This is a genomic window from Saccharothrix sp. NRRL B-16314 (genome assembly GCF_000716595.1).
Taxonomy (GTDB): Bacteria; Actinomycetota; Actinomycetes; order Mycobacteriales; family Pseudonocardiaceae; genus Actinosynnema.
Map to the genome: position 1 here is coordinate 245410 of NZ_JNXC01000004.1, position 14250 is coordinate 259659.

A 14250-nucleotide genomic window follows, 5' to 3' on the forward strand; every position below is an offset into this window, starting at 1 on the left:
GTTCGTCCGGGGGCAGGCCTCAGGACGCGGACGTCACGCGGTAGACGTCGTAGACGCCCTCGACGCTGCGGACCGCCTTGAGCACGTGGCCCAAGTGCTTCGGGTCGCCCATCTCGAACGAGAACCGGGACACCGCCACCCGGTCGCGCGACGTGGTCACCGACGCCGACAGGATGTTCACCTTCTCGTCGGCCAGCACCTTCGTCACGTCCGACAGCAGCCGGTGCCGGTCGAGCGCCTCCACCTGGATCGCCACCAGGAACACCGACGACGACGACGGCGCCCACTCGACGTCCAGCAAGCGCTCGGGCGTGCTCAGCAGTTCGTCCGCATTGGTGCAGTCGGTCCGGTGCACGGACACACCGCCGCCCCGCGTGACGAAACCGAGGATGTCGTCACCCGGCACGGGCGTGCAGCAGCGGGCCAGCTTGACCCACACGTCGGACGCGTCCTTGACGATGACACCGGCGTCACCGGTGACCCGCCGCCGCGTGACGGTGGACGGCGTGGACCGCTCGGCCAGCTCCTCCTCGGCGTGCTCGACCCCGCCGAGCTGCGCCACCAACCGCTGGACCACGTGCCGCGCGGAGGTGTGCCCCTCCCCCACGGCCGCGTAGAGCGCGGACACGTCGGGGTAGTGCAGTTCCTTCGACAAGGCGCCCATGGAGTCGGCCGAGACGAGTCGCTGGAGGGGCAGCCCGACGCGGCGGACCTCCTTGGCGATGGCGTCCTTGCCGACCTCGATGGCCTCTTCCTTGCGCTCCTTCGCGAACCACTGCTTGATCTTCGCCTTGGCCCGCGGTGACGCCGCGAACGACAACCAGTCGCGGGACGGCCCCGCGCCCTCGGCCTTCGAGGTGAAGATCTCGATGACCTCGCCGTTCTCCAGCTTCCGCTCGAGCGCGACGAGCCGCCCGTTCACCCGGGCGCCGATGCACCGGTGGCCCACCTCGGTGTGCACGGCGTACGCGAAGTCGACCGGCGTGGAGCCCGTGGGCAGGGTGACGACGTCGCCCTTCGGGGTGAAGACGAAGATCTCCCGCGCCGCCAGGTCGAACCGCAGCGACTCCAGAAACTCGCCCGGGTCTGCCGCCTCCCGCTGCCAGTCCAGCAGCTGGCGCATCCAGGCCATCTCGTCGACCTCGACGCCCTTGCCGGTGTGCGTGCCGCGCGTCTCCTTGTACCGCCAGTGCGCCGCGATGCCGTACTCGGCGGTCCGGTGCATGTCGTACGTCCGGATCTGCACTTCCAGCGGCTTGCCGTCCGGCCCGATGACCGTCGTGTGCAACGACTGGTACACGCCGAACCGGGGCTGCGCGATGTAGTCCTTGAACCGGCCGGGCATGGGCTGCCACAGCGCGTGCACCACGCCCATGGCGGCGTAGCAGTCGCGGACCTCGTCCACCTGGATCCGCACGCCCACCAGGTCGTGGATGTCGTCGAAGTCCCGACCGCGCACGATCATCTTCTGGTGGATCGAGTAGTAGTGCTTGGGCCGGCCCTCCACCTTCGCGGTGATCCGGGCGGACTCCAGCTGCTGGGTCAGCTCGCCGATCACGCCGCCCAGGTACGTGTCGCGGGACGGCGCGCGGTTCGCGACCAGGCGCACGATCTCGTCGTACTTCTTCGGCTGGAGGATCGCGAAGGCGAGGTCCTCCAGCTCCCACTTCACCGTCGCCATGCCGAGGCGGTGCGCGAGGGGCGCGAGCACTTCGAGGGTTTCGCGGGCCTTGCGTGCCTGCTTCTCCGGCGGGAGGAACCGCATGGTGCGCATGTTGTGCAGCCGGTCGGCCAGCTTGATGACCAGCACCCGGGGGTCCTTGGCCATGGCGATGACCATCTTGCGGATGGTCTCGGCCTCGGCCGCCGCGCCGAGCTTCACCTTGTCGAGCTTCGTGACGCCGTCCACGAGGAGCGAGACCTCGGTGCCGAAGTCGACTCGAAGCTGGTCCAGCGAGTAGTCCGTGTCCTCGACCGTGTCGTGCAGGAGGGCCGCGACCAGCGTGGTCGTGTCCATGCCCAGCTCGGCCAGGATCGTCGCCACCGCGAGGGGGTGCGTGATGTAGGGGTCACCGGACTTCCGCCGCTGCGGCCGGTGCTTCTCCTCCGCCACGTCGTAGGCGTGCTGGAGCAGCGCCAGGTCCGCCTTGGGGTGCAGGTCGCGGTGGACGGCGGCCAGCGGTTCGAGCACCTGTTTGACCGGCGCGGCGCGCTGGGCGGTGATCCGACGTGCCAGCCTCGCGCGCACGCGCCTCGTCGCCGACGGCGGCCGTGCGGGCACTGGCGGCGTCGTCTGCGCTGGTTCGGTGTCCTGGCTCAACCACGCTCCTCGGGTCTAGGAACCGAGGATAGCTCCGTTGGGTGCCCGACCAGGGCGGCGTGCCGATGAGCGGTGCGGTTCACACGACGAGCAGCACCCCGCCGTTCAGCCCGACCAGTCGGACCTGACCATGTTCCACCAGCTTGAACACCGCCGGGCACCGCTGCGCGAGCGTCCCCCGCCCGGGGGGTCCCCTGGTTTTAATTCTGCCGGCGTGGTCCGACAATCCCGGTGGTTGGACGGCCGCCTGTGGATGGAGCGGGAAGGCTGTGCGCGGAGAAGGACTGGTCAGGGCGTCGGGGACGGGCAGCCTGAGGGCAGCGGGGAAGGGTGGCTGGAAGGCTGCGGGGAAGGGCGCTGGCAAGGACAGCCGGGAGAGGGCGGGGGTCGGGCGAGCGCAGAAGGCCGAGCCGGGGGCGGGAGGCCAGGCAAGGAAGCGCGGAAGGCCAGGCAGGGGCAGAAGGCCCGGTGGGGAAGAAGGCCCGATGGGGGGCGGCCAGGCAGGGGCAGACGGCCGGGCGGGGGACGGGCAGGTAGGAGCAACCAGCCGGGGGGGCGGCCGGGCAGGCAGAAACAAACAACCGGGGCGGTCGGGCAGGCAGGGCAGGACCGCCGGGGGGAGCAGAGCGCCGAGCGGGGGCGGGAGGCCGTCGGTCAGACTGCGAGCAGGGCGCTGACCTCACGGCCGACGAGGCGGTCACGGCCGCCCAAGCCCTGGATCTCCAGCACGACCGACACGCCCGTCACGACACCGCCGGCGCGTTCGACCAGCTCGCACGCCGCCGCCGCCGTACCACCGGTCGCCAGCACGTCATCCACAACCACAACGCGCTGACCAGGGGAAATCGAATCGGCAGGCAGTTCGAGCGTCGCCGTGCCGTACTCCAAGGCGTACGACACGCGATGGGTCACGGCCGGTAGCTTGCCGGGCTTGCGCAGCGGCACGACGCCGTAGCGCCAGCCGTACCCGAGCGCCGCACCCAGCAAGAAGCCGCGGGACTCGATGGCGGCTACCACCTGAGTGTCCTGGTGGATCTTGTCCTGCAGGGCGTCGACCACCGCGCGCAACGCGTCAGGGTCGGCCAAGACCGGCGTGAGGTCCCGGAACACGACCCCCGGCAGGGGGAAGTCCGGGACCTCACGCAGCAGCCCTAGGGCTCGGTCGAGCTTCAACGCTGCTTCTTGCCCGTCGGACGGCGGCGCACGTCGGCGGCCTTGCCGGTCCGCGCGGGCACGCCCGCGGCAGCCGCCATGGCCTTCTCCTTGCGCAACTCCGCCTGCACCGACTCGTCGTCCGTCGACTCCACGACGTCGCCACCGGTGACGGCCTCGCCACCGGCCTTGCGGGCCAGGTTGTCCCGACGCGCCTTCACCCGCGCGGCCTGCGCCTTGTACCGGGCGTCACGCATCTTCAGGTCCACCGCGACCGGCGTGGCGATGTAGATGGACGACAGCGCGCCGATGGCGATACCGGTCAGCTGAACCAGCGCCAGGTCCTTCAGCGTGCCGACGCCGAGCAGACCCACGCCGATCACCAGCAGGCCCAGCACCGGCAGCAACGCGATCAACGAGGTGTTGATCGAGCGCATCAGGGTCTGGTTCACCGCCAGGTTCGACGCCTCGCCGTACGTGCGGCGGGTGAGGCCGAGCAGGCCGCGGGTGTTCTCCCGGACCTTGTCGAACACCACCACCGTGTCGTACAGCGAGAAGCCGAGGATGGTCAGCAGACCGATCACCGTCGCGGGCGAGACCTCGAAGCCGACCAGCGAGTAGATGCCCGCCGTGATCACCACGTCGTGCAGCACCGCGACGAGCGCGGCGATCGCCATGGACACCTCGAAGTACAGCGCCAGGAAGATCATCACGGCGAGGAAGAACACGCCGAGCGCGAGCAGCGCCTTGCCGGTGATCTCACCGCCCCACGAGGCGGACACGGCGCTGTCGCTGACCGCGTCCGCGCCGCCGTTGGGCTTGAGGTCGTCGTTGATCGTGGCCTTGAGCTTGAACACCTCTTCGGCGGTCAGCGTCTCGGACCGGATCTGGATGGTCGCGGCGTCGCCCGTGCCCACGGTCTGCACCGCGGTCGGCTCCTTGCCGATGGCCTTCTCGAACGTCTCCTTGGCGGCGTCGACGCTGATCGTGCCGGACGAGCTGCTCGCGGGCAGCTGGACGCGCGTGCCACCGGTGAAGTCGATGCCGAGGTTGAAGCCCCGGAACACGATCGACCCGATGCAGACCAGCAGGATGAGCCCGAACAGCATGTACCAGCGCTTGCGCCTGCCGACGATGTCGAACGCGCCGTTGCCGACGTAGAGCCGCTGGAAAACGTTGGCCTTCTTCGTCTCGGCCACGTCAGACCTCCTTCACAGCGGTGCTCTTCGCACCCGACAGCGCGCGGTCGTTGACGGCGGCCTGCACGGCGCCGCCGAGACCGGACAGCTTCGGGTTGGACAGGGACTTCGACTTGGAGACCATGCTGACCAGCGGGTGCGTCACGAGGAAGACTACGACCAGGTCGAGCACGGTGGACATGCCGAGGGTGAACGCGAAGCCCTTCACCTGGCCGACGGCGATCACGTACAGGATGGCCGAGGCGAGGAAGCTGACCGCGTCCGCCGACAGGATCGTGCGGCGCGAACGGATCCAGGCGCGCGGCACGGCGGACCGGAACGACCGGCCCTCGCGCACTTCGTCCTTCAACCGTTCGAAGAACACCACGAACGAGTCGGCGGTGATACCGATCGACACGATGAAACCGGCGATGCCCGCCAGGTCGAGGGTGAACCCGATCCAGCGGCCCAGCAGCACCAGCACCGCGTAGACCACCACGCCGGACAGCACCAGCGACAGGATGGTCAGCACGCCGAGCAGGCGGTAGTAGAACAGGCAGTACACGAACACCAGCGCCAGGCCGATGCCACCGGCGATCAGGCCGGCCTTCATCGAGGCCAGGCCGAGCGTCGCGGACACCGTCTCGGCCTCGGACGACTCGAACGACAGCGGCAGCGAGCCGTACTTCAGCACGTTGGCCAGGCCGTTCGACTCGGCCTGGGTGAACCGGCCGCTGATCTGGGTGCTGCCGCCGAGGATCGCCTCGTTGATGCTCGGGGCGGACACCACCTGGCTGTCCAGCACGACCGCGACCTGCTGCTGGACGTTCGCCGAGGTGAACTTGGCCCACTTGTCGGCGCCGGAGCCCTTGAACGTCAGGTTGACGATGAAGCCCGCGCCCTGCGGGTCGGTGCCGGCCACCGCGTTGTCGATGTCCTCACCGGTCAGCCGGGAGTAGGTGGTGTAGTCGTCGTCCTTCACGGTGCCGTCGGCCGGCGGGTTGACCGGCGCGAGCACGTACTTCTCGGTGCCGTCCTGGTTGCAGGTCAGCAGCCGCATGGCCGGGTCGTCGTTGCCGAGCAACGGGTCGACCTTCGGGCAGGTGAACACCTGGAGCGCCTGGCCGAGGGTCTGCTCGTCCTCGACCATCATCAGCTGTTCCTGCCGGCAGTGCCTCGCCTCCTTGACGGCCTTGGTCGGGTCGTCGGAGACCTCGCCGGAGAACACCGCGCGGCAGTCGACCTGCTCTTCGGCCGGCGGCGCGGACGGGTCCGCGGGCGGGGTGGCCGGGGTGGTCGTGGCCGCCGGCGGGGTCGTCGTCTCGGGCTGCGCCTCGAACGCCGGCGCCGGTCGACCCTGGGCGGTCGTGGTCGGCGCGGTCTCGGCCGCGGTCTCGGACGGCGCGACGCTGCTCGCGGGCGGCGCGGACGGGTCCGTGGACGGCGGGGCGCTCTCCGTCGGCTGGGCCTCGGGCGCTGCGTTCGGCATCGGCGAGCCGATGACCTTGCGGAAGTTCAGCTTGGCGGTCTGGCCGAGCCGTTTGGCGCCCTCGCTGTCCGAACCGGGGACCGTGATCACCAGGTTGGTGCCGTCCCGGACGACCTCCGCGCCGGACACGCCCAGGCCGTTGACCCGCGTCTCGATGAGCGCGCGGGCCTGGTTGAGCGCTTCGTCCGACGGCGTCTGCCCATCAGGAGCGCGGGCGGTCAACGTGACACGCGTGCCACCCTGGAGGTCGATACCGAGCTTGGGTGTCGCCTTGCCGTTCCCGGTGAGAAACACCAGGGAGTACAGCGCGACCACGATGAGGACAAATGCGCCCAGGTACTTCGCGGGGCGGATTTGCCCGGCCGGAGGTGCCACGGTCCGTCCGTCTCCTGATAGTTGACAAGGTCAGCGAGGGCGCAGCGTACCCCTGATGGTGTGAGCTGCGCGTCACTGCCTGGAGTCGGCACGTTCACAGTTGCCGGCTCCAGGCCGAGGTCTTCTGGTTACGAGCAGTTACTTCTTGCTCTCCTGCTGCACGGGCTCGACGTCGGCGGTCTCGTCCGCCAGGTCGTCGTCGACGTCGTCGACGACCGCGTCGGTCTCGGTGTCCGCCACGACCTTCTCCCGGATCGCCTGGCGCAGCCACGTGGTGACCACCCCGTCGGCGATCTCCAGGTCGATCGTGGAGTCGTCTTCGCGCACCTCCGCCACGGTCGCGTAGAGCCCGGAAGTCGTCATGACCCGGTCGCCCGGCTCCAGGGAGTTGAGCAGCGCCTGCTGCTCGGCGACCGCCCGCTTCTGCTTGCGGGCGCTGAGGAACAGCGGCACCGCGAGCAGCACGAGCAGCAGCGGGAACATCAAGGAGGACAGTTCCATCATTCTCCGATCAACCGGACGAGCGAACGCGATCAGCGTCCGGTACGCCCGAATTTCTGGGGTGCCGGTGCCGATTGTGCCAGGTCAGTAATCCCGATCACTCGGTGGCGTCGTCGAACAGCGATCGCGTGGCCTCGCCCGGCGCCCGTGCGGGCGGCTCCAGTCCCAGGTGGAGCCAGGCGGTGGCGGTGGCCACCCGTCCGCGCGGGGTGCGCGCCAGCATCCCGGCCCGCACCAGGTAGGGCTCGCAGACCTCCTCGACGGTGGTGGGCTCCTCCCCCACCGCCACGGCGAGCGTGGAGACGCCGACCGGACCGCCGCCGAACGAGCGGACCAACGCGTCCAGGACCGCCCGGTCCAGCCGGTCGAGGCCCAGCTCGTCCACGTCGTAGACCTTCAGGGCGTCCCGCGCGACTTCCAGGGTGACGGCGCCGTCCGCGCGCACCTCGGCGTAGTCGCGGACGCGCCTGAGCAGCCGGTTCGCGATGCGGGGTGTGCCGCGGGAGCGACCTGCGATCTCCCGGCCGCCGTCGTCGCGCAGGTCGACGCCGAGGATCTTCGCCGAGCGGCGGACGATCAGCTCCAGCTCGTCGGGGCTGTAGAACTCCATGTGCCCGGTGAAGCCGAACCGGTCGCGCAGCGGGCCGGTGAGGGCGCCGGAGCGGGTGGTCGCGCCGACCAGCGTGAACGGGGCGATGTCGAGCGGGATGCTGGTCGCGCCGGGTCCCTTGCCGACGACCACGTCGACCCGGAAGTCCTCCATCGCCAGGTACAGCATCTCCTCGGCGGGCCGGGCCATCCGGTGGATCTCGTCGATGAACAGGACGTCGCCCTCGACCAGGTTGGACAGCATCGCGGCCAGGTCGCCCGCGCGTTCGAGGGCGGGCCCGGAGGTGATCCGCAGGGACGCGCCCAGCTCGGCCGCGATGATCATGGCGAGGCTGGTCTTGCCCAGTCCGGGCGGGCCGGAGAGCAGCACGTGGTCCGGCGGCGCGCCGCGTTGCATGGCCCCTTGCAGGACGAGTTCGAGCTGTTCGCGGACCTTCGGCTGGCCGACGAACTCGTGCAGGTCCTTCGGCCGCAGGGTGGTCTCGACGTCCCGCTCGGCCGGGTCCGGCAGCGGGTTGAGGGTGTCCTCCTCGTACTCCTCGAAGTTCACTGCGCCTCCGCGGGGATGCGCACGTCGGCGCGGTTCATCGCTTGCGGCCCAGTGCGGCGAGGGAGCGGCGGAGGACTTCGGACGTGCCGAGCGTGCCGTCGCCCGCCAGCACCGCGTCCACGGCCTGCTCAGCCTGCTTCGCGGGGAAGCCCAGGCCCAGCAGCGCCTCGGTGACCTGGTTGCGCACCCGGCCGTCGTCGCCGACGCTTCCCGGCGTGGTCGGGAGTTGGCCGACCTTGTCCCGCAACTCGATGATCAGCCGTTCGGCGCCCTTGCGGCCGATACCGGGCACCTGCGTCAACACGGTGATGTTGCCTTCGCCGAGCGCGGCGCGCAGCTTGTCCGGTTCGAGCACGGCCAGGGTCGCCAGCGCGAGCCGCGGCCCGATCCCGGACACCGTCTGCAACAGCCCGAACAGCTCCCGGGCGTCGGTGTCGGCGAAGCCGAACAGGGTCAGCGAGTCCTCGCGCACCACGAGCGCCGTGGCCAGCTGCACCTCTTCGCCGCGGCGCAGCGTGGCCAGCGTGGCGGGGGTGGCCTGCACGGCGTAGCCCACGCCGCCGACCTCGACGACGACGTGGTCGAGCCCGATGGACAGCACCTGCCCGCGCAGTGACGAGATCACTCGGCCTTACCTCCGGATTTCGCGGCGGTCGACGGGGTCGACAGTCGGACACTGGCCTGCGCCAGTCTCGCGCGGTGGGTGCGGGCGATCTCAGCCGCCCTCGCCTGCGCCTCCTCCAGGCGTGACCGCATGGGTGCGCGCCAGAGGTGGCAGATCGCCAGGGCCAGCGCGTCGGCGGCGTCGGCGGGCTTGGGCGCGGTCTTGAGGCCGAGGAGCTTGGTGACCATGGCGGTCACCTGGGCCTTGTCCGCGCGGCCGGAGCCGGTGACGGCGGCCTTGACCTCGCTCGGGGTGTGGAACACGACCGGCAGGTCACGGCGTGCGGCCGACAGCGCCACGACGCCGCCCGCCTGCGCGGTGCCCATGGCGGTGCGGACGTTGTGCTGGCTGAACACGCGCTCGATGGCGACGACCTCGGGCCGGTAGCGGTCCAGCCACTCCTCGACCGCCTCGGACAGCCGGAGCAGCCGCACGGCCAGGTCCATGTCCGCGGGTGTGCGCACGACGTCGACCGCCACCGGCCGCACGGTGCGACCGGGACCGCCGTCGACCACCCCGAACCCGCACCGGGTCAAGCCGGGGTCGACTCCGAACACGCGCACGCTTGGTCCCCTCAACACCGCCGACGAACACCAGTTCGAACCTTAAGGGGTGGACCGCGGACAGCGGCCGGTGACACGCGCGGGGTCACCAACGTGCACCCAGATCGACACAGTGTCACGGTGTCACTACAGTGGCTCGGTCAACTGATCGACTCCAGTCGCGGTCAATGCGGAGTGCCATGACCCTGAGGCGGTTCGGCATCGTCACCGGTGCCGTCTGCGCTCTGCTGGTCTGCGCCGTCTGCCTCGCCGTGTCCGGGGTGCTCGACCAGCCCTCGTCGGTGGCGGTCGACAAGTTCACCCAGCTCCTCGCCTCGGTCGCCGCGATGGTGTCGTTCTGGCGGGCGGCCCGGCGGCGTCAGGGCGTGGCCCGGCGCTGGCGGCTGTGGATGGCGGCGGCGATGGCCGGCCTGGTCGTCGGCCTGTGCGCGTGGACCTGGGGCCAGGTGTTCCTCGGGGTGTCGCTGCCCTCGTCCACGCTGGCGCCGCTGGGGTTCATGCTCGTGCCCGCGCTGACGCTGTGCGCGATCCTGGTGCTGGCCCACGGCGGGTCGGGCAAGCTGCCCGGTCACCGCAGCAAGCTCGTCGTCGCGCTGGACGGGCTGATCGTGGTCGGCTCGCTGTTCGTGCTCACGTGGGTGTCGCTGCTGGAGTCGATGGTCCGCGCGTGGGCCACCTCCGGGCCGGGTTTCGCGACCGTCGTGGCGCACCCGGCGGCGTACCTGGTGATGCTGGTCGTGCTGCTGGTGTCGTCGTGGACGCATCGGTCGGTGCGGCAGCTGCCGGTGCTGTTCATCGCGCTGGCGGGCTTGGCGCAGTCCGCGTCGGGGTGGGTGTTCGCGTACATGGTGAGCAAGGGCGCCACCGTCATGCCGACGGGCGTCGACATCGGGTTCATGGTGGCGCCGGCGTTGTTCTTCCTCGGCTCGATCGCGCCCGGCGGCAGCACGCGGGAACGCGCGGGGGCGGCCCGGTTGCGGGCGGGCGACCTGCTGCACCTGCTGGTGCCGTACCTGCCGATGCTCGTCACCGGCCTGTTCATCGTGGTGGGCACGGCGACCGGGGTGCGGCTGAACCCGCTGGAGATCTACGTCGGGCTCGGCGTGGTGCTGCTGGTGATCGCCCGTCAGCTGCTGACGCTGATCGACAACGTCCGGCTGCTGGACCAGCTGCGGGACAGCCGCGAACGGCTGCGTCACCAGGCGTACCACGACCCGCTGACGGGCGTGGCGAACCGGGCGCTGTTCCGCGAGCGGCTGGACGCGGCGCTGGCCGCCACGTCGCCGGTGGTGGTGCTGTTCATCGACGTGGACGGGTTCAAGGACGTCAACGACAACTACGGCCACGCGGAGGGCGACGCGGTGCTGCGGATCGTGGCGTCGCGGTTGCAGGGCTGCGTGCGGTCGCAGGACGTGGTGGCGCGGTTGGGCGGTGACGAGTTCGGCGTGCTGGTCGACGGCTACCCGCAGCCGCCGGAGGAGATCGGGCAGCGGGTGCTGGCGGCGATGAGCGAGCCGCACCGGACGGACAACGGGGCGCACCGGATCCGGGCGTCCATCGGGATCTCGCACCGCGACGTGTTCGACCCGGCGTTGACCGCCGACGACCTGCTGGGCACGGCGGACGCGGCGATGTACACGGCCAAGCGGCTGGGCAAGGGGATGGTCGTGGTGCACGGCTCGGTGGAAGCCGGGCTGTCGTGAACGGGGGCACGTGGTGAACGCCGAAGAGGCCGTCGAGGCGCTGGGGCTGGCCGAGCTGCCGGTGGAGGGCGGGTGGTGGGGGCAGTCCTGGCGTTCGGCCGAGGTGTCCTCGATCTACTACCTGCTGCGGGAGGGCGAGTTCTCCGGCGTGCACAAGCTGGACAACGTGGAGATCTACGCCTACCACTGCGGCGCGCCGTTGCGGATGCTGCTGCTGCACCCGGACGGCACGGTGACCACGCCGGTGCTGGGGCCGGACCTCGCGGCCGGGCAGCGACCGCAGGTGGTCGTACCCGCCGGGGTGTGGCAGGCGAGCGAGCCGGACGGCGAGTGGTCGCTGGTCGGCACGGTGGTGGTGCCGCCCTACACCGATGACGTGGTCACGTTCGGTGCGGCCGACACCCTCGCCCCGCGCTACCCCTCGCACGCCGACGCGATCCGCCGGCTCTGCCGCCTCTGAACCGGGTCACCCCATGGTCTTCTGACCGTCGATGGTCTCGCGGATGATGTCCGCGTGGCCGGCGTGCTGCGCGGTCTCGGCGATCACGTGCAGCGCGACCTTGCGGACGCTCCACGACGCGCCGACCTCGAACCAGGGTGCTTCGGGCAGCGGGTGGGCGGTGTTCAGGTCCAGCTCCGCCAGCAGCCGCCCGGTCTTCGCGGCGGTCTCCTCGTAGTCCTCGAGCAGGCCTTCGAGCGTCTCGTCGGCGAGCATCCGGTGGCCGTCCGCCCAGTCGGCCTGGACGCTCTCCATCAGCTCCGCACCGCCGACCGCGAACCGCATCCAGCTCTCCTCCACGGTGCGGACGTGCTTGATGAGCCCGCCGAGGGACAGCGCGCTCGCGGTGGGCGTGAGCCGCGCCTGCTCGTCGGTCAAGCCCTGCACGGTGAAGCGGAGGAAGCCGCGGGTCCTGTCGAGGACGGCCAGGAGGTCGGCCAGTTCGGTCGAAGCGATCGCGGTGGTGGTCATTTGGTGTCTCCGCCTTCCGTTCGGTGTTGACACCACGATAGGAGCGCATGCGGACAGCTTTGGTCCTCGATTCCGATCCACGGTGGAAATTCCCGCTTCGACTTACGCTCGGCGGCGTGGACCTCCCCGTGATGCCACCCGTGCGGCCGATGCTCGCCAAGGCCGTCCACTCCGTGCCGCGCGAACCCGGTCTGGTGTACGAGCCCAAGTGGGACGGGTTCCGCTGCGTCGTGTTCCGGGACGGCGCCGAACTGGAGCTCGGCTCCCGCAACGACCGGCCGCTGACCAGGTACTTCCCCGAGGTGGTCGACGTGCTGCTCGCCGGGTTGCCGCCCCGGTGCGTGGTGGACGGCGAGATCGTCGTCGTCACGCCGGAGGGGTTGAGCTTCGACCTGTTGCAGCTACGGCTGCACCCGGCCGCGTCGCGGGTGCGCAAGCTCGCCGTGGACACGCCGGCGGGGTTCGTCGCGTTCGACCTGCTCGCGCTGGACGACCGGGACCTGACGGCGACGCCGTTCGGTGAGCGCCGTCGGCTGCTGGAAGGCGTGCTGCGGGACGTGCCGGGCCTCTACCTGACGCCCGCGACGGACGACCCGGACCAGGCGCAGGACTGGTTCACCCGGTTCGAGGGCGCGGGGTTCGACGGGGTGGTGGCCAAGCGCACGGACCTGCCGTACGAGCAGGACAAGCGGGTCATGTGGAAGGTGAAGCACGAACGCACGGCCGAGTGCGTGGTGGCCGGGTTCCGTCCGCACAAGGACGGCGAGGGCGTCGGTTCGCTGATGCTCGGCCTGTACGACGACGAGGGCGTGCTGCGCAGCGTCGGCGTCGCCAGCAGCTTCACCGCCGCGCGCCGCCGTGAGCTGGTGGAGGAGCTGGCGCCGTACCGGGTGGACGCGCTGGTGGACCACCCGTGGGCCGAGTGGGCCGGGATCGACGCCTCCACGCCGGGCGCGCAGAGCCGGTGGAACCCGACCAAGACGTTGTCGTGGGAACCGGTGCGGCCCGAGTTGGTCGCCGAGGTGCGGTACGAGCACGTGCAGGCCGGCCGGTTCCGCCACACCAGCAGACTGGTCCGCTTCCGCCCCGACCGGACGCCGGAGTCGTGCACTTACGCGCAGCTGGAAGAGGTCGCGCCGGCCGAGCTCATGGAGGTCTTCGACGTCGGGTAGCGGTCACGCGGCGGCCAGCAGGGCTTGGCCGTCGTCGGTCAGGTGGGCCGGGCCCGGTTGCGACGCGATCAGGCCGTCCCGGACCAGCCGGGGTCCGACGAACTGGTCGCAGCAGCAGATGCCGTCGACCAGGAGCGTGCCCGAGGCGTACACGCAGCGACCCGCGGCGACGGCGCGGAGCACGGCCCGGTCCCTGGGGGTGATGATCGTGGCGTTCATGGTGGTTCCCCTCAGTGTTCGGGTGTCTCTACCCGTACGACGAAGGGGAGCGCTCGGAATCGACACGTCCGCGGGGGAAAGCGCGGTGTACCGATTCCGAGCCCGTCCGGTCAGTCGATCGCCTTGGCGGCCTGGCGGAAGGCGTCCACGAGTTGCGGCCACCGGCCGGCGCGGTCGCGGTTGATGGACAGCGGTGCTGGGTGGGGCGCGTTGAACACCTTCAGCTTGTGGCCCCGGCCGGACAGCGTCCAGCCGGTGCCCGCCGGCCTGCCGAGCACGACGACCGCCTTCAGACCGGTCAGCATCCGGAGCAGCTCCACCAGGTACGGCACCGCCGCACGCAGCTCCGCGGGCGTCGGCTCGCGGTTGGACAGGTGCCAGGGCACCACGTTCCAGCTCAGGCACACCCGCCGGGACAGGCCCGCCTCGGCCATCGCGCTGAAGCCGTTCGCGGCGGTCGGGTCGTCGTTGTCCAGGGAGTTGAGGCCGGACTTGGCCGACGCCGGCCCCGGTGACTCCAGCAGGAGGAGCACCTTCGAGTTGACGCCGCCGCTCGCCGGGTCGAACAGCGGCACGTCTGCTTTGCGCTCGGTGGCGATGCGTTGGGCGAACTCCGTCAGCTTCGCCATGTGCGGCGCTTTGAGGAGGGCCATCTTCCGAGCGATGACCACGGGGTTGCGGTGGGCCCTCGGGGTGGAGGGGAAGACGTCCATGGTCCGCAAGCGTCCCCGGACGGCAGAGGTCCGGCCATCCGCCGTCCGGGCGGCACCTCGCGGTCCAGCCGA

The 14250-nt window shown here is 70.7% G+C and carries 14 protein-coding genes; 3 read left to right on the forward strand and 11 right to left on the reverse strand.

Going from position 1 to position 14250, the window contains the following annotated elements:
* Nucleotides 1–19: 19 nt before the first annotated feature.
* The 8 genes from OQ02_RS10980 to ruvC form a co-directional block, all read right to left on the reverse strand.
* Nucleotides 20–2320, reverse strand: a complete 2301-nt coding sequence (locus tag OQ02_RS10980) for a RelA/SpoT family protein (RefSeq protein ID WP_033438208.1) — start codon at nt 2318–2320, stop codon at nt 20–22.
* A gap of 654 nt (nt 2321–2974) precedes the next feature.
* On the reverse strand, nt 2975–3493 hold the full coding sequence (locus OQ02_RS10990; protein ID WP_033438210.1) for an adenine phosphoribosyltransferase: 519 nt from the start codon (nt 3491–3493) through the stop codon (nt 2975–2977).
* Entirely contained in the window at nt 3490–4671 is a 1182-nt protein-coding gene (gene secF / locus OQ02_RS10995) for a protein translocase subunit SecF (RefSeq protein WP_033438211.1), read from the reverse strand. Before secF ends, OQ02_RS10990 begins: the two co-directional genes overlap by 4 nt.
* Before the next feature lies 1 nt (nt 4672).
* On the reverse strand, nt 4673–6514 hold the full coding sequence (secD, locus tag OQ02_RS11000; protein WP_033438212.1) for a protein translocase subunit SecD: 1842 nt from the start codon (nt 6512–6514) through the stop codon (nt 4673–4675).
* A 138-nt stretch (nt 6515–6652) separates the two neighbouring features.
* Nucleotides 6653–7015, reverse strand: a complete 363-nt coding sequence (yajC, locus tag OQ02_RS11005; RefSeq protein ID WP_033438293.1) for a preprotein translocase subunit YajC — start codon at nt 7013–7015, stop codon at nt 6653–6655.
* A 97-nt stretch (nt 7016–7112) separates the two neighbouring features.
* Nucleotides 7113–8174 carry a Holliday junction branch migration DNA helicase RuvB gene (gene ruvB, locus OQ02_RS11010; RefSeq protein WP_033438213.1) on the reverse strand — a complete coding sequence of 354 codons (1062 nt, stop codon included), beginning with the start codon at nt 8172–8174 and terminating at the stop codon, nt 7113–7115.
* A gap of 34 nt (nt 8175–8208) precedes the next feature.
* Entirely contained in the window at nt 8209–8799 is a 591-nt protein-coding gene (gene ruvA, locus OQ02_RS11015) for a Holliday junction branch migration protein RuvA (RefSeq protein WP_033438214.1), read from the reverse strand.
* Complete coding sequence (gene ruvC, locus OQ02_RS11020) at nt 8796–9401, reverse strand: crossover junction endodeoxyribonuclease RuvC (protein WP_033438215.1); 606 nt, start codon at nt 9399–9401, stop codon at nt 8796–8798. The genes ruvA and ruvC overlap by 4 nt, the downstream gene beginning before the upstream one ends.
* A 179-nt stretch (nt 9402–9580) precedes the next feature.
* Between ruvC and OQ02_RS11025 the strand changes: the two genes are divergently transcribed.
* Nucleotides 9581–11104, forward strand: a complete 1524-nt coding sequence (locus OQ02_RS11025) for a GGDEF domain-containing protein (protein ID WP_033438216.1) — start codon at nt 9581–9583, stop codon at nt 11102–11104.
* A 10-nt stretch (nt 11105–11114) separates the two neighbouring features.
* Complete coding sequence (locus OQ02_RS11030; RefSeq protein WP_033438217.1) at nt 11115–11564, forward strand: cupin domain-containing protein; 450 nt, start codon at nt 11115–11117, stop codon at nt 11562–11564.
* 6 nt (nt 11565–11570) lie between these two features.
* Here OQ02_RS11030 and OQ02_RS11035 read toward each other — a convergent pair whose 3' ends face one another.
* On the reverse strand, nt 11571–12074 hold the full coding sequence (locus tag OQ02_RS11035; RefSeq protein WP_033438218.1) for a DinB family protein: 504 nt from the start codon (nt 12072–12074) through the stop codon (nt 11571–11573).
* 116 nt (nt 12075–12190) lie between these two features.
* On the opposite strand from OQ02_RS11035, the gene OQ02_RS11040 reads away from it, so the two are divergent.
* Nucleotides 12191–13246: an ATP-dependent DNA ligase gene (locus tag OQ02_RS11040; protein ID WP_197043278.1), complete on the forward strand. Its 1056-nt coding sequence runs from the start codon at nt 12191–12193 to the stop codon at nt 13244–13246.
* Between the two features lie 3 nt (nt 13247–13249).
* Here the strand turns inward: OQ02_RS11040 and OQ02_RS11045 are convergent, their stop codons facing one another.
* Together OQ02_RS11045 and OQ02_RS11050 are read right to left on the reverse strand one after the other, a co-directional pair.
* Nucleotides 13250–13465: a hypothetical protein gene (locus OQ02_RS11045; RefSeq protein WP_033438219.1), complete on the reverse strand. Its 216-nt coding sequence runs from the start codon at nt 13463–13465 to the stop codon at nt 13250–13252.
* A 110-nt stretch (nt 13466–13575) separates the two neighbouring features.
* Nucleotides 13576–14178, reverse strand: a complete 603-nt coding sequence (locus tag OQ02_RS11050) for a uracil-DNA glycosylase (protein WP_051772151.1) — start codon at nt 14176–14178, stop codon at nt 13576–13578.
* Between the last annotated feature and the right edge of the window lie 72 nt (nt 14179–14250).